The organism is Leucobacter faecis, from assembly GCF_054456695.2.
Genome location: NZ_JBTJER020000019.1, coordinates 1 through 15,644, shown reverse-complemented (window position 1 = coordinate 15,644; position 15,644 = coordinate 1). Strand labels below are relative to the sequence as shown.

The 15,644-nt window shown below is 66.1% G+C and carries 13 protein-coding genes; 5 read left to right on the top strand and 8 right to left on the bottom strand.

The annotated features are described in order from the left end of the window. The first annotated feature begins 73 nt into the window (after window positions 1–73). Genes ACXR2W_RS13635 through ACXR2W_RS13625 form a run of 3 tightly spaced genes read left to right on the top strand, consistent with a single transcriptional unit; the run spans window position 74 to window position 3,747 of the window. Entirely contained in the window at window positions 74–295 is a 222-nt protein-coding gene (locus ACXR2W_RS13635; protein ID WP_458816871.1) for a heavy-metal-associated domain-containing protein, read from the top strand. A 45-nt stretch (window positions 296–340) separates the two neighbouring features. Then, the gene (locus ACXR2W_RS13630) at window positions 341–2,695 is read left to right on the top strand and encodes a heavy metal translocating P-type ATPase (RefSeq protein WP_458816874.1); all 2,355 of its coding nucleotides are present in this window, start codon (window positions 341–343) and stop codon (window positions 2,693–2,695) included. 5 nt (window positions 2,696–2,700) lie between these two features. Further along, window positions 2,701–3,747, top strand: coding sequence for a cation diffusion facilitator family transporter (locus tag ACXR2W_RS13625; RefSeq protein ID WP_458816876.1), 1,047 nt, complete (start codon window positions 2,701–2,703; stop codon window positions 3,745–3,747). A 244-nt stretch (window positions 3,748–3,991) separates the two neighbouring features. On the opposite strand, the gene ACXR2W_RS13620 is transcribed toward ACXR2W_RS13625, so the two are convergent. The 7 genes from ACXR2W_RS13620 to ACXR2W_RS13590 all read right to left on the bottom strand — a co-directional run bounded on the left by ACXR2W_RS13620 (window position 3,992) and on the right by ACXR2W_RS13590 (window position 12,052). Next, complete coding sequence (locus tag ACXR2W_RS13620) at window positions 3,992–5,458, bottom strand: catalase (protein WP_458816878.1); 1,467 nt, start codon at window positions 5,456–5,458, stop codon at window positions 3,992–3,994. Between the two features lie 128 nt (window positions 5,459–5,586). Continuing rightward, the gene (locus ACXR2W_RS13615) at window positions 5,587–6,027 is read right to left on the bottom strand and encodes a Fur family transcriptional regulator (protein WP_458816880.1); all 441 of its coding nucleotides are present in this window, start codon (window positions 6,025–6,027) and stop codon (window positions 5,587–5,589) included. 199 nt (window positions 6,028–6,226) lie between these two features. Continuing rightward, entirely contained in the window at window positions 6,227–6,940 is a 714-nt protein-coding gene (locus ACXR2W_RS13610) for a DUF3800 domain-containing protein (protein ID WP_458816882.1), read from the bottom strand. 53 nt (window positions 6,941–6,993) lie between these two features. Further along, window positions 6,994–8,382 carry a dihydrolipoamide acetyltransferase family protein gene (locus tag ACXR2W_RS13605; RefSeq protein WP_458816884.1) on the bottom strand — a complete coding sequence of 463 codons (1,389 nt, stop codon included), beginning with the start codon at window positions 8,380–8,382 and terminating at the stop codon, window positions 6,994–6,996. Window positions 8,383–8,411: 29 nt separating this feature from the next. Then, window positions 8,412–9,398 carry an alpha-ketoacid dehydrogenase subunit beta gene (locus ACXR2W_RS13600; RefSeq protein WP_458816886.1) on the bottom strand — a complete coding sequence of 329 codons (987 nt, stop codon included), beginning with the start codon at window positions 9,396–9,398 and terminating at the stop codon, window positions 8,412–8,414. After that, complete coding sequence (locus ACXR2W_RS13595; RefSeq protein WP_458816888.1) at window positions 9,395–10,627, bottom strand: thiamine pyrophosphate-dependent enzyme; 1,233 nt, start codon at window positions 10,625–10,627, stop codon at window positions 9,395–9,397. The genes ACXR2W_RS13600 and ACXR2W_RS13595 overlap by 4 nt, the downstream gene beginning before the upstream one ends. A 204-nt stretch (window positions 10,628–10,831) precedes the next feature. After that, window positions 10,832–12,052 carry an aminotransferase class I/II-fold pyridoxal phosphate-dependent enzyme gene (locus ACXR2W_RS13590; protein WP_458816890.1) on the bottom strand — a complete coding sequence of 407 codons (1,221 nt, stop codon included), beginning with the start codon at window positions 12,050–12,052 and terminating at the stop codon, window positions 10,832–10,834. A gap of 85 nt (window positions 12,053–12,137) precedes the next feature. On the opposite strand from ACXR2W_RS13590, the gene ACXR2W_RS13585 reads away from it, so the two are divergent. Further along, complete coding sequence (locus ACXR2W_RS13585; RefSeq protein ID WP_458816893.1) at window positions 12,138–12,548, top strand: phage holin family protein; 411 nt, start codon at window positions 12,138–12,140, stop codon at window positions 12,546–12,548. Window positions 12,549–12,619: 71 nt separating this feature from the next. Here ACXR2W_RS13585 and ACXR2W_RS13580 read toward each other — a convergent pair whose 3' ends face one another. Continuing rightward, window positions 12,620–13,903, bottom strand: a complete 1,284-nt coding sequence (locus ACXR2W_RS13580) for a hypothetical protein (protein WP_458816895.1) — start codon at window positions 13,901–13,903, stop codon at window positions 12,620–12,622. A 166-nt stretch (window positions 13,904–14,069) separates the two neighbouring features. Between ACXR2W_RS13580 and purB the strand changes: the two genes are divergently transcribed. Further along, a complete protein-coding gene (purB, locus tag ACXR2W_RS13575; RefSeq protein ID WP_458816897.1) occupies window positions 14,070–15,455 on the top strand; it encodes an adenylosuccinate lyase in 1,386 nt (461 codons plus the stop codon). Window positions 15,456–15,644: the final 189 nt, after the last annotated feature.

Below are 15,644 nucleotides of genomic sequence, written 5' to 3'. Positions count from 1 at the left end.
GTACATACCCCTGGGGGGTATAGTGTTGGTGAGCGCCCAATCGGACGCCACCGCAACCCAACGAGGAGCTACCATGAGCACCACCACCGAATTTCAGGTCACCGGCATGACCTGCGGCCACTGCGAGAAGGCCGTGCGCGAAGAGGTGGGCAGCGTCGCGGGTGTCACCGAGATCGCGGTGAGCGCCGAGACAGGCAAGCTCAGCGTCACCCACGATTCAGCCACCGACGCCCCCTTCGTGGCAGCCGTGATCGCGGCCGTCGACGAAGCGGGTTACGAAGCCGCGCAGGCGTAACCCGCGCCAGCTTCCACACCACTCACACTCGCGAAGGAAGGCAGCATGTCACTCCCCACCACGTTCGACCTCGAAATCGGCGGCATGACCTGCGCCTCCTGCGCCAACCGCATCGAGAAGAAGCTCAACCGTCTCGACGGCGTCGAGGCCACGGTCAACTACGCCACCGAGAAAGCCCGCGTGCACACCCCCGAGGGGTATGACCCCCAGCTGCTCATCGCCGAGGTCACAAAGACCGGCTACTCTGCGCAGCTACCCGCGGCCCCGACGTTACCGACGCCGCCCGCCGCTGCGGTCGCGACCACGCCTGGGCCCGCGGGCAATGATCCGGATCACACCGCGGCCGAGCAAGCAAGCGCCGTGCGAACAAGCACCGCGCCCGCTGCGCGAACAGGCACTCAGCAACCCGACCCCGAGCTCGCGAGCCTGAGGCAGCGGCTCATCGGCTCGATCTGGCTGTCGGTGCCGGTGATCGTGATTTCGATGGTTCCGGCGCTGCAGTTCACGTATTGGCAGTGGGCGATGTTGGCACTCACGTCGCCGGTGATCGTGTGGGCGGCGTGGCCGTTTCACCGCGCCGCGTTCATCAACGCCCGCCACGGCGCCGCCACCATGGACACCCTCGTGTCGGTGGGCACGAGCGCGGCCTACCTGTGGTCGCTGTACGCCCTGTTTCTCGGTAGCGCAGGCGAGAAGGGTATGACCCACGCCTTTGAGCTGAGCATCAGCCCGCATGACGGAGCGGGCAACATGTACCTCGAAGTGGCCGCGGGCGTCACCATGTTCTTGCTCGCCGGCCGCTACTTCGAGAAACGCTCGAAGCGGCAGGCGGGCGCCGCGCTGCGCGCCCTGCTCGAAGTGGGCGCGAAAGACGTCGCGGTGCTGCGCGGCGGGGTCGAAGCGCGCGTGCCCATTACCGAGCTTGTGGTCGGCGATGAGTTCGTCGTGCGCTCCGGCGAGAAGATCGCGACCGACGGCGTCATCACCTCGGGCGCGACGGCGGTCGACGCGTCGATGCTCACGGGCGAATCAGTACCCGTCGAGGCCACCACGGGCGACCCGGTGACCGGCGGCACCGTCTCAACGAGCGGCCGCATCACCGTGCGGGCCACCGCGGTGGGCCACGACACGCAGCTCGCCCACATGGCACAGCTAGTCGAAGACGCGCAGTCGGGCAAGGCCGAAGTGCAGCGCCTCGCCGACCGCGTTTCTGGCGTGTTCGTGCCGATCGTGATCGTCGTCGCCCTGGTAACGCTGGGCGTTTGGCTCGCGCTCGGATTCTCGGCGGCGTCAGCGTTCACGGCCGCCGTCGCGGTGCTGATCATCGCATGCCCCTGCGCGCTCGGGCTCGCCACCCCCACCGCGCTGCTCGTGGGCACCGGCCGCGGCGCGCAGCTCGGTACGCTCATCAAGGGCCCCGAAATCCTCGAGTCCACCCGCCGCGTCGACACTGTCGTGCTCGACAAGACGGGCACCGTCACGAGCGGCAAGATGATCCTTGCGGAGGCAACGCCGGGCGCGGGAGTTGACCGCGACCAGTTGCTGCGGCTCGCGGGCGCCCTCGAAGCCGCCTCTGAACACCCCATCGCGCAGGCCATCGCGGCAGGCGCGAGCGAGCGGCTCGGCGCGCCGCTGCCGCCCGCCACCAACTTTCACAACACTGCTGGCAAGGGCGTCTCGGGTCTCGTCGACGGCCACGCGGTGCTGGTGGGCCGCGAGAGCCTGCTGGCTGAGTGGGCTATAGATCCGGATCCCGCGCTGCGCGCGGAGCTCGCCCGCCTGGAGCAACTGGGCCGCACGGTCGCGTACGTCGCGTGGGATGGCGCCGCACACGGGCTCGTCGCCGTCGCCGATTCGGTGAAACCCACGAGCCCCGAAGCGATCGCGCAGCTGCAGCGACTCGGACTCACCCCCATCTTGCTGACGGGCGATAATCGTGCCGTCGCCGAACAGGTTGCCGCCGAGGTGGGCATCGCGGGCGACGACGTACACGCCGAGGTGCTGCCCGGCGACAAAGTTGACGTCGTGAAGCGGTTGCAGGCCGAGGGCCGAGTGGTCGCGATGGTGGGCGACGGTGTCAACGACGCCGCGGCGCTCGCGCAAGCCGACCTGGGGCTCGCGATGGGCACGGGCACCGACGCGGCCATCGAGGCCGCCGACATTACGCTGGTGCGCGGCGACCTGCGCAGCGCCGCCGACGCGATCCGGCTGTCGCGCCGCACGCTCAGCACCATCAAAGTGAACCTGTTTTGGGCGTTCGCGTACAACGTGGCGGCGATTCCGCTGGCAGCTCTCGGCCTCTTGAACCCCATGATTGCGGGCGCCGCGATGGCGTTCTCGAGCGTGTTTGTCGTGGGCAACAGCCTGCGGCTGCGCCGCTTCAAGAGCGTGGCACAATGAGTGCCATGAGCGATCAGCAGCCCGAGACGAACGCCCACGATGAGGGGTGTGAGCCCGAGTTCAGCGCGGGCCACCCCGCGGCGCCCGGTGCGGGCGCCGCGGAGGGTGCCAGCTCCGGTCATTCACACGGCCACTCGCACGACCACGGGCTACAGGGCGCCGGCACCGCGACCGGCAAACATCGCAAGCGTCTCATCGCGGTGCTGTGCATCACCCTCACCGTGTTCGTGGTGCAGGTGATCGGCGCGTTCGTCTCGGGCTCGCTGTCGCTGCTCGCCGACGCTGGCCACATGCTCACCGACGCGACGGGAGTCGCGATCGCCCTCATCGCGAGCCTCATTGCAGCACTTCCCGCAACGTCAAAGCGCACCTTCGGATACCTGCGCGTCGAGATTCTCGCCGCACTCGCCAACGGCATCATCCTGGGTGTTATCGCCGTCGTGATCTTTGTGCAGGCGATCGCCCGCTTCGGTCACGAGGTCGAGGTGCAGTCGGGCCCCATGCTCATCGCCGCGATCATCGGCGCTGCCGCGAACCTTGTGTCGCTGCTCATTCTGCAGGCCGGTCAGAAGGAGAGCCTCAACGTGCGCGGCGCGTACCTCGAGGTACTCGGCGACCTACTCGGCTCGGTGCTCGTCATCGCCGCGGGTCTCGTAATCATGTTCACCGGCTGGAATCCCGCCGACCAGATCGCGTCGATCCTCATCGCGGTGCTCATCTTTCCCCGCGCCCTCAGCCTGTTGCGCGACGTCGTCAACGTGCTGCTCGAGGCGTCGCCCAAAAACATCGACGTCGAGGTTGCCCGCACACACATGCTCGCGGTGCCGGGTGTCGCGTCGGTGCACGACCTGCACGCGTGGACGATCACGTCGGGTATGCCCGCGTTCTCTGCTCACGTCACCGTCACCGACGATGCGTGGAACGAGCGCGGCTACCATGCGATTCTCGATGAGCTCAAGGCCTGCCTCATGAGCCACTTCGACGTCGATCATTCGACGATTCAGCTCGAGCCCGCAAGCCACCATATTCCGCACGCGCCCACGCACGCATAGCTCGATCCGGATCATGCCGGGCGCGGCATACCCCGCCGGACACATGCACCGTGCGGCATGGATCCTGCGATCGACTCCGTCGCCGCAGGATGACGAGGGAGGCCGTGGCTCCTCCTTCGTCATGCTGCGCGAGCTCTCCACAACCGTCATGCTGCGCGACGAAGGAGTCGCAGCATCCACCTGCAAACACCAAAAGGTGCGGTGCACTAGGACCTCCTAGCGCACCGCCCCTCTCAGTTACGGCTTACTTGCCTGCCGCGTAGTTGTCGCGCAGCAGCTGGCCGAGGCCCGCGTCAACGTTCGTCCAGTACTGGAAGAAGCGCTCGCGAATCTCGTCGATCGTGATCGACTTTGCCTGGCCGCCGAGGGTCGCGTGGAAGCGAGCCTTCGACTCTTCGGTGAAGACGTCGCGGTAAAGAATACCGGCCTGACCGAAGTTGCTGTCGTCTTCACGCAGCGTGTACGCGGTGCGCACGAGCTCGCCGTCCGACTCCCAGTTGCCCTCGACACCAGCCTGCGCGTCGGCCACGGGGCCACCGGCAGCGCCGAACGAGTTGGGGTGGTACACGCGCTGAGCAGCCGACGGGAAGTGGTACTGCATGTTGCCCTGGTGCATGTAGTTGTTCGCCTCGGTGGCGTGCGGCTGGTTGACCGGCAACTGGTTGTAGTTCGTGCCGATACGGTAGCGCTGTGCATCGGGGTACGAGAAAACGCGCGCCATGAGCATCTTGTCGGGCGAGATGCCGGTGCCGGGCACCTGGTTGCCGGGCGAGAACGCTGCCTGCTCGATCTCGGCGAAGAAGTTCACGGGGTTGCGGTTCAGCGTGAACGTGCCCACCTTGATGCGGGGGTAGTCAGCCTTGGGCCAGGTCTTCGTGAGATCGAAGGGGTTGAGGCGGTAGGTCTTCGCCTCTTCGTGCGGCATGACCTGCACGTAGACGTCCCACGACGGGAAGTTGCCGTCTGCGATCGCGTCGAACAGCTCGCGACGGTGGTAGTCAGCGTCGGTGCCGGCGAGTGCGTCAGCCTCTTCGCCCGACATCGTCTTGACGCCCTGCTGCGACATGAAGTGGTACTTCACCCAGAACTTCTCGCCCTCAGCGTTGATCCACTGGTAGGTGTGCGAGCCGTAGCCGTTCATCTCGCGCCAGCTGGTGGGCAGGCCGCGGTCACCCATGACGTAGGTCACCTGGTGTGAGGTCTCGGGCGAGAGGGTCCAGAAGTCCCACTGCATGTCTGCGTCGCGCAGGCCCGAGTCAGCCAGGCGCTTCTGCGAGTGGATGAAGTCGGGGAACTTGATGCCGTCACGGATGAAGAACGTGGGGGTGTTGTTGCCCACGATGTCGAGGTTGCCCTCGGTCGTGTAGAAACGCAGCGAGAAGCCGCGCACGTCGCGCCAGGTGTCGGGCGAACCCTGCTCACCGGCAACGGTCGAGAAGCGAATGAGCGTCTCTGACTTGGCGCCGGGCTGGAACACTGCTGCACGCGTGTACTTCGAAACGTCTTCGGTGACGACGAACTCGCCGAACGCGCCGCCGCCCTTTGCGTGCGGGTTACGCTCGGGCACACGCTCGCGGTTGAACGCTGCGAGCTTCTCAACGAGGTAGCGGTCGTGCAGAACGGTGGGGCCGTTGGCGCCGACGGTGAGCGAGTGCTCGTCGTTGGCGATGGGGGTACCGGACTGAGTGGTGGTCAACTTCTGTTCTGTCATGAGAGACCTCTTTCGGTAGTTGATACTTGGCTAGTGAAGCTTGTGGGGCAATGGAGCTAGTGGGGCGCGTGACGCGCGTAAGCGCGGGGGTAGCAGCCGAGGGGTGCGTGCCCCGTCGGGGCGCTGCGCTATGTCGCGGCGCACTCGGGGCACACGCCGCGAAAAGTGACGTCTGCCGCGACGATGTCGTAGCCGTGGCTTTCACTCGCGGTGAGGCAGGGGGCAGCCCCCACGGCACACGGCACGTCGCGAATCTCGCCGCACACCACGCACACAATGTGGTGGTGGTTGTCGCCGCGGTGCATTTCATAGAGTGCAGCACCAGCAGAGGCTTCAATCTTGCGCACGATGCGCACGTCACTGAGCGCCGAAAGCACCCCGTAGACGGCCTGCACCGACGTGCCCGGCAGCTCGACCTTTACGGCGTCGAACACCTCAGTGGCGCTCCAGTGGCCACCGCGGCCGAGCAGCCGCAGCACGGCCGCTCGAGGGGTGGTTGCACGCAGGCCCGCGTCTTTCAAACGGGTGCGCAGTTCGGCGTCCGTGAGGGGGGCAAGCGTGGTGTCCATATGACACCACTATACCCACTATTTTGAGTAATTCAAATTAACGATTGGCATACGCATGTGAACGTTTCGCATTAGCGCCATGACAACCGTCGGATACGCCACTTGGGGTCGCATCCTCAACTCCATTTCTGAAAATAGCGGCTATACTGAAAGAGCAGACCCGCCCCACACTCGTGGATGAGCGGGTCTTGCTGTTTCATTATTCAGACTTGAGCGGCTCCCGCATGGGGTTCAGGCCAGCGAGGTATGCGCTATACCAGTTCCAGGCAAATTCATTGTCGGGGCGATTGTTCAGGTGAGTGTACGAACACCAGGCAATAATGTCGGCAATTTGTATCCACTGAGACCGGCCTGAGTTCATGAAGATCGGGTCTTCCACGATCCGGCGAGCAGGTAAGTCCAGGGAGCGATGCGCCGCATAATAGATGGGATCATGGCCGTCCCCATCCATCCCCACCAGACCGTACTGGTCAGCAGTTCGCAATTGCTCATCCCATAGATGCACCAGCTCTGTATAGGTAGCTTCCCGCTCAACCTTCAGGTCAGCCCCTCGTGCTGGTGTTTCTCTAAAAATTGCCCCCACTTCGATATGAGGGCAATCTCGAATCGCTTGAAGGCAGAGCTCTACAAGCTCTCGACCTAGATACTCCCAACGAGGCTGCCCATTTTCATAATGTTTCTCTGGTAACTCTGGGACAGGGCGTGCGCGGCCCGTCACAAATTTTGATGTGTGGATCTCCTTCGTGACGGAGAGCCCGTGCGTGGCCAACAGGCGCTTCCGAAACTGCAACCAGTATTTGAGGACAACATCCCAATGCCGGGCGTCTAACTCCAACCAGCCATAAACGATCCATCCTTGTTCGAGCATGCCTGAATCGTCGGTATAAATCATGCGCGAGATAGGACCAGCCATAGATCAACCATACGCGTTCCCTGCTAATACATATACGAGAACAGCAGTGACCGCTAGTCGAGCAGCAGCGCGGGCTCCTCGAGAACCGACGCCACGTCGGCGACGAAGCGCGAGATCACATCACCGTCAACGACGCGGTGGTCAAACGAGCCACCGACGGTCGTCACCATGCGCGGGCGCACCTCACCGTCGACAACCCACGGCTTCTGCTTGATGGTGCCCATCGCCATGATCGCTACCTCGCCGGGCACCAGAATCGGCGTACCGAAGTCCATGCCAAACACGCCAATGTTGGTGATCGTGATCGTGCCGTTCGCCATTTCGGCGGGCTGCGTACGGCCATCGCGCGCCGTGATCGTCAGCTGCTCAATCGCGCGCGCGAGGTCAAGCAGGCTGAGCTCCTGCGCATCTTTGATGTTCGGCACGATCAGCCCCCGCGGAGTCGCCGCCGCAATACCCAGGTTCACAAAGTTGTGCCGAATAATCTCGGTCTCGGTGAACGTCGAGTTGATCTCGGGGTTGCGACGGATCGCCCACAGCATCGCCTTCGCGAAGATGAGCAGCGGCGACACCTTCACGCCCGCAAAATCGGTCGAGGCCTTGAGCCGCTTCACAAACTCCATCGTGCGGGTCGCGTCAACGTCAGTGAAGACACCCACGTGCGGCGCATCGTTCGAGCTCGCCGCCATCGCCTTCGCGATCTGCTTGCGCACGCCCTTCAGCGGAATACGCACCTCACGCGCCTCCTGCGGCTCGGGCGTCTCGATGTTGCGAAACACTCGCGCCTGCGACGCCTCGCGCACCACGTCATCGCGCAGCACCTCGCCGGCAATGCCGCTGCCCACGACCGCGGTCAGGTCTACGCCCAGGTCCTTCGCCAGCTTCCGGATCGGTGGTTTCGCGATCACCGGGGCGGCATCTGCGACGGGAATGGGGGCGGGGTTCGACAGGAGCGGCTCGCCGCCACGGCGGCGGCGCGACTTCACGGCTCCGCCGGTGCCGTAACCGACGAGCACAGCCCCGCCAGCTTCTTCGGCAGCCGCGGGGGCAACCGCAGGGGCAGTAGGCGCGGCATCGACGGCGCCCGATCCGGCAGGCGCAGCAGCGACGTGCTCAGCCGGCGCAGCAGCCGAGTCAGCAGAACCAGTCGGCGCAGCAGCCGAGCCAGCAGAACCGGTCGGCGCCACCTCGCCCGCACCACCTGCGACGGTGACGCGCAGAATCGGGTCACCAACGGGCACGGTCTGGCCGACCTCGGCGAGCACCGCGGTTACCACGCCGGCGAACGGCGACGGCAGTTCGACGAGCGACTTGGCGGTTTCGATTTCGCAGATCACCTGGTTGAGGGTCACCGTGTCGCCGGGCGCCACAAACCAGGTGACGATCTCTGCTTCAGTGAGGCCCTCGCCTACGTCGGGGAGGGGGAAGGTCATCTCGCTCATGTCGGCTCCTTCTGGGGTGATGGTGAAGTTTAGTAGTGCATCGTGCGGTCGACTGCTTCGAGCACGCGATCAGCGTCGGGCAGGTAGACGCCCTCGAGGTCGGCGGGCGGAAACGGCACGTCGTAGCCCGACGCCCGCAGCACCGGAGCCTGCAGCGAATAAAACGCATGCTCTGCGACGTATGCAGCGATTTCGCTGCCCACGCTCGCGTTGCCCGGCGCTTCCTGCGCAACGACGAGGCGGCCTGTCTTGCGCACCGACTCGAGCAGCGGATCGTAGTCAATGGGCGAGATGCTGCGCAGGTCAACCACCTCGAGACTGGTGCCCTCGGCGGCCGCAATCTCGGCGGCCTGCATCAGCGTGGTCACCATCGCACCGTACCCGACGACGGTGCAGTCGGTGCCTGCGCGGGCGACGCGGGTCGCGTGCAGCTTGCTCGCGGGCTCGGTGAAGTTCACCTCACCCTTCTGCCAGTACTTTGCTTTGGGCTCGAAAAACAGCACCGGATCGGGCGACTCAATCGCCTGCTGAATCATCCAGTAGGCATCGTTCGCGGTCGACGGGGCGACGACGCGCAGGCCCGGGGTGTGCGCGAAGTATGCCTCGGGGCTCTCTTGGTGGTGTTCGATCGCGCCGATGTGCCCGCCGTAGGGCACCCGAATCACGATGGGCATCTGTATGTGGCCGTCGTGGCGGCTCGTAATCTTGGCCAGCTGCGTCACGATCTGGTTGAACGCCGGAAAGATGAAACCGTCGAACTGGATCTCGATGACGGGGCGGTAGCCGCGCATCGCCAGCCCAATCGCGCTGCCGACGATGCCCGACTCCGCGAGCGGGGTGTCGAGCACGCGCGCCGAGCCAAACTCTGCTTGCAGCTTGTCGGTGACACGAAAGACGCCGCCGAGGGGGCCAATGTCTTCGCCCATCAAGATGACACGGTCGTTCGCCTGCATCGCTGCGCGCAGGCCCTCGTTGATCGCCTTCGCGATCGGTAGTGCGTTCACGGCCGCGTTCATGCTCCCGCCTCCTGGTCTTCAAACGATGCCTCGTAGCGGGCGAGCCACTCACGCTGCTCTTCAATGCGCGGGTGCGACTCACTATATACGTGGGCGAACATATCATCGGCGGCGGGCTTTGGCAGCGTCAGAATGGCATCGCGTACCCGCTTCGCCTCACGGTCTGCTGCCTCGTGCGTCTCGGCGAAGAACTCGTCGGTGACGCCGAGCGATCGAAGATATACCTCGAGGCGCATGAGCGGGTCGCGCTGCTGCCACTCCTCAAGCTCAGCCTTCTCGCGATACCGCGTGGGGTCATCACTCGTCGTGTGCGCACCGATGCGGTACGTGAGCGCCTCGATGTAGGCCGGGCCGCCGCCCTCGCGTGCGAGACGCAAGAACCGACGGCTCACCGCGAAGGCAGCGAGCGGGTCGTTGCCGTCGATCTGCACAGCGCGCAGACCGAAGCCTAGCGCGCGGCGGTAGAGCGGGGTACGCGACTGGCGCGCAACCGGCACCGAGATCGCCCAGCCGTTGTTTTGCACGACGAACAGCTCGGGCGTCTGGTAGCTTGCCGCAAACACCATGGCTTCGTTCGGGTCGCCCTGGCTCGAGGTGCCGTCACCGTAGAACACGACGGTGGCCTCACCGGTGACGGTGGCCGCTTCGCCCGCCTCAAGTTCTTTGCCTACCGAGTCTCCCGCGGCGAGCGCACGCATCTTGGCGTCGAGTACCTGGCCGAGGGCATAGCCGGTCGCGTGCTGGGTCTGCGAGCCAAGCACGAGCGTGTACTGGTGAAAGTTGCCGTGCGCGGGGTCGGTAACGTCCCATCCGCCGTGGGTCACACCGCGAAACAGCGAAGCCACTTTCTCGAACGGCACGCCGCGCACCTTGGCGACGGTGTGCTCACGGTAGGCCGGAAACACGTGGTCTTGGGGGGCGGTGGCGTGCGCGATACCCACCTGGCAGCCCTCTTGGCCGACGCTCGGCACCCACAGGGCGAGCTGGCCCTGGCGCTGCAGGTGCGTGCACTCGGTGTCAAAGGCGCGGGTCCAGGCCATGTCGACGTACCACTGCTTGAAGTCGTCAACGCCGACGCCTTCGAGCTCGGCGGCGTACTCGGCCGCAGTGTCTGAGGGCGCGTAGGCACCGGCTGCGTCGAGAAACCGAATCGGCGCGGGGTCGCCCCCCGCGTGCAGGGCTGCCACGGGGGTGCTGCGCAGGGCGCTTGGGGAGTTCTGCTCAGTCATCTAGGCCAGTGTAATGAAACACTATGCGTATCACCGGATATGCTCGGCGTTCTGCGGCTCCCACAGTGGTGGCCTTCTCGTGTCCCCAACCCACCATCCGCAAAATATGCGCGACTTCTTCCGTTTAACCCGCGGTCTTAAGCAGAATTCGTCGCGCATATTTTTTGGGGGGCGATATTTATGTGCCGGATCAGCCCGTAGGGGCTAGCGGCCGAGGTGGGCGCGCACGATGCGCAGCACCTCAGGCACGCTTTCGGGTTCGCCGACCGAGATGCGCACGCCGTGGCCGGGGAAGGGGCGCACGAGCGTGCCAGCCTCCACGAAGTCGGCCGCGAGGTCGGCGGCGCTGGGCACGCCGCCAGCCCCAACGCCACCAGCATCACCATCACCAGCATCACCGACAGCGCCAACAACAGCACCAGCGCCAGCACCATCGACAGCACCAGCCCCAACGCCACCAGCATCACCATCACCAGCACCAGCGCCGGGCGTTTCGGGCACCCACACGAAGTTGCCCTGCGCGTCGGGTACTGCGAGGCCAAGGTCGCGCAGGCCGGCGGCGAGCTCATCGCGGCGGGCGGTGAGCTCGGCGATGCGTGACTCGTGCACCGACGCGACCGCAGGTGCCAGCGATGCGAGCGCCGCCGCCTCAGCAACACCGGTTACTGACAGTGGAATCGCCACGCTCGCGGCCGCCGCCAGAATCGCGGGGGAGCCAACACCGTAGCCAATGCGCAAGCCGGCGAGACCGTACGCCTTCGAGAACGTGCGCAGCACGACGAGGTTTTCGTGCGCGGCGAGCACGTCCTCGCCCCGCACGGCGGCGGGGTCGGTGACAAACTCGCGGTATGCCTCGTCGAGTACCACGAGTGTGTCGCTGGGCACCCGCGCCATGAACCGGTCAAACGCTTCGCGCGTAATCGCGGGGCCCGTCGGGTTGTTGGGCGTGCACAGCAGCACTACGCGGGTGGCCTCGGTCACCCGGTCGGCCATGGCGTCGAGGTCGTGCTCGCTCGTGCCGGTGAGTGGCACAGCGACGCCAGTCGCCCCCGAGGCGAGACCGAGCGAGGGGTATGCCTCAAAGCTCGGCCAGGCGTACAGGTACTCGTCGCCCGGGCCCGCCGCGGCGTGCACGAGCTGAACCAGCAGGGTCACTGATCCGGCGCCTAAGGCGACGTGGGCCGCGTCGACGCCGAAGATCGTCCCGATCGCGTCGCGCAGTTCGGGCATCGCGGCACCCGCATACCGGTTCGTGAGGGCGGCACGCGCGACCACGGCGTCGATGACACCGGGCAGCGGGCTAAACGGATTCTCGTTGCTTGAGAGCTTGAATCCGGGCTTGGTGGGCGCGGCCCCCTGCCGATATGCAGGCGCGGCCAACACGTTCGCGCGGAGTTTGACGGGGGGAGTCGCCTGTTCGCTCATGAGTGCCAGTGTATCGACGCGCCCACCCACCCCGGGCGCAGCGCGCGCTAAGCCCAGAGTCAGCGCGCGCTGCCAGACTGGGCGCATGCGTTCCATCATTCGAGTACTCGTTGGCGCCTTCGCGCTGTGGCTCACCACGCTGATCGTGAGCGACGGCGGCACCCGCGGCATCTGGATCGTGCCGATCAGCGACGACGACTACGCCCCGGCGGTCACACTCGTGTTGGTGGCGCTCGTGTTTGGGCTCGTCAACGGCACGCTGGGCCGCGTGGTGCGGTTCGTGTCGATTCCGCTGTACATCATCACGTTCGGCCTGTTTGGGCTGATCGTCAACGGCCTCATGTTTGCGCTCGTGGCGTGGCTGTCAGAGCTCGCGGGCTTTGGGCTGCGCATCGAAACGTTCTGGTGGGGCGTGCTCGCTGCGCTCGTCATGTCGGTGCTCGCGGGTCTCATGAACGCGCTCCTGGGCACCGGCAAAAAGCGCTCCAGGCGTTAGCTCACCCGCTCTGGGCTCCGGATCGCCACACCCGGCCAGCCCACCGCCGCGCTCTGCTCACCGCCAGCGAGCTACCACCACCCGAACGTCGCGTCGACGATGCGCGGCTCACCGTCGCGCCACGTAATGCCGCCCGACAGCGACGACGTGTCGCTGTCGAGCCTCGCCGCCGCGGTCGTGTCGCGCACCTCGAACTTGTACTGGTCGGTGGTGAACGACTTCGCACTGATGTCGCTGAGTCCCGCCGCATACTTCGCCACCGTGAGCGACGACAACCGCGTATTGCGGGTGATCGCGGGGCACGCCGCATCCATGTTGCCCGTCACGGCCTCATTGCCTCCGATGCTCACGCAGCCATCGGCGTAGGCCGCCGCCTGGGTGAGAATCTCGTCTTCGAACGCCATGTTGAGGGAGGCTGTGAGCGACGCCGTCGCGGGCTCGCCCCACACTCCGGCGACGAGCGTGGCGCTGCCGTCATCGCTTTCGAGGTAGCGGCCCAGGTCGCCCGCCGCCACCTCGTACACCCCCGGATACACGTAGACCGTCGCGCTGTCGTCGCCCGTCATCGTCTCTGCCAGCGTCACCTGGGTGCCCGCAACGTCGACGACCGCCGACACTGCGCCCGCGCTGACGGGAGTCTGAAGCGACAGCTGCGCCTCGGCGATCAACGGCTCGTCAAGCTCCCACGTCTCAAGCACAACCAGCTCGCGCGGCCCCTGATCCACGGTGAACTCGTGCTCAAACTCTTCGCCCGCGAGCGACATGCGCGCGAGCACGCGCGCCCCGTCGGCGCCACGTTCGAGCGTCTCGACCGAAATCACGTCAATGCGCTCGGTCGCCGACTCGAGCACCTCGTCGGTGAGCAGCGACGTGTCGGCCACGTTCGGGCTCACCATCTTCGAGGCCTCCGCCGCGTCACCGCTCGCGAGCAGGTCGAGGTACTGTTCAACCTGCGATGCCGGATCACGCGAATCGTTGATCAGCTTCACCGCGACCGCGGCCCCCGCCACGAGCAGCGCGAGCCCCACGCCCACACTCACCCAGGTGATGGTGCGGCGACGAGACTTGCGGCCGCGCGGCGTGTTGTCGGGTTGCCACGTCTGTGGGCCGGCCGGGGTCCCGGCGGGTATACCGGGAGCCCCAGCGGCCATACCGGGAGCCCCAACACCAGCCCCGACCGCGGGCGGCTGCCACGCCTGCGGCTCTTGCTGCGGTGTCTGCGGTGCCGCCGCGGGCGGAGGAAACCCCTGGGGCGCCGGATAGCCCGGCACGTGCGCGCTGCCCGGCACCGCCGGCGGCACAGGTGATCCAGAGGAGGGCGGAAGCCAGGGGCCAGACGGTGGGGGCATCGACATAGGTCGAGCCTAGCAATGGGGTACGACACGGAGGGCGGAGCGGGCATTGATCCGGAGCGAAAAACGCCTAGGCAAGCCGCGCGCAGGCGGCGAATGAGCTGCGCGCTAAAGAATGGGAGAATGGAGGGGATTTGCCCGTTATTCGCCGACACCGCACGGAGACCTCATGACGACCCTGCCCCCTCAGCCCATCAGCCCGCTTGACGGCCGCTACCGTGCCGCGGTGCAAGACCTCGGCAACACGCTCTCGGAGGCGGGCCTCAACAAGGCGCGCGTACACGTTGAGGTCGAGTGGCTCGCGTACCTCACCGAGCACTCGCTGCTGGGTGCGACCCCTGTCGCGGCCGAGCAGCTGGCGAGCCTGCGCGAGTGGGCGGCGGGCTTCGGCCAGGCCGAGATCGACGAGCTCGCGGCGACCGAGAAGGTCACGCAGCATGACGTGAAGGCCGTCGAGTATCTCGTGCGCGCGCGCCTCGAGAAGCAGGGCCTCGCGCACCTCGCCGAGTTGACGCACGTGTGCTGCACGAGCGAAGACATCAACAACCTGTCGTACGCGCTCACCGTGAAGCAGGCTGTCGCCGACGTGTGGCGCCCCCGCTTCGAGAAGGTCATCGCTGAGCTGGCACGCCAGGCCGAGCAGTACCGCGAGCTGCCCATGATGAGCCGCACGCACGGTCAGCCCGCAACGCCCACGACGCTGGGCCGCGAGCTCGCCGTGTTCGTGTACCGCCTCGAGCGCCAGCTCAACCAGATCGACGACATCGAGTACCTGGGCAAGTTCTCGGGCGCGACCGGCACGTTTGCCGCGCACCTCGCCGCCGACCCCGCGGTTGACTGGGTGCAGGTGTCGCAGGAGTTCGTGGAGGGCCTGGGCCTCGACTGGAACCCGCTCACCACCCAGATCGAGTCGCACGACTGGCAGGCCGAGCTGTACACGCGCATCGCGCACGCGAACCGCATCCTGCACAACCTCGCGACCGATATCTGGAGCTACATCTCGATCGGCTACTTCAAGCAGATTCCGGTGGCGGGCGCGACGGGCTCCTCGACGATGCCGCACAAGGTGAACCCGATTCGCTTCGAGAACGCCGAGGCAAACCTCGAGCTGTCGAACGCGATTCTCGACTCGCTCGCGGCGACGCTCGTGACGAGCCGCTGGCAGCGCGACCTCACCGACTCGTCGGCGCAGCGCAACATCGGTGTGGGCTTTGGCCACTCGGTGCTCGCGCTCGACAACCTGCTTCGCGGGCTGGGTCAGATCGACGCTGCGCCCGAGGCGCTCGCCTACGACCTCGACCACAACTGGGAGGTGCTGGGCGAAGCGATTCAGACCGTCATTCGTGCTGAGGTCACCGCGGGCCGCTCGACAATCTCTGACCCCTACGCTGCGCTCAAGGAGCTCACGCGCGGGCGCCGGATCGGGCAGGCCGAACTCGTCGAGTTCGTGCAGGCACTCGAGATCGGAGCCGAGGCGAAAGCGCGCCTGCTGGAGCTTACGCCCGCAACCTACATCGGTGACGCGGTGCGCCTGGTCGACTTCTTGCAGCGGTAGTCCCAACCGTCATCCTGCGGCGCCCCACCCGTCATCCTGCGGCGTCCCACCCGTCATCCTGCGGCGTCCCACCCGTCATCCTGCGGGAGCGTAGCGAGTCGCAGGATCCACACTGGATTCTGATTCTTCTATGTTTGTCAACTCGCCAGTTGAGGGGCGGCCGCGGCGTTCAACTGCCGAAACACTTGA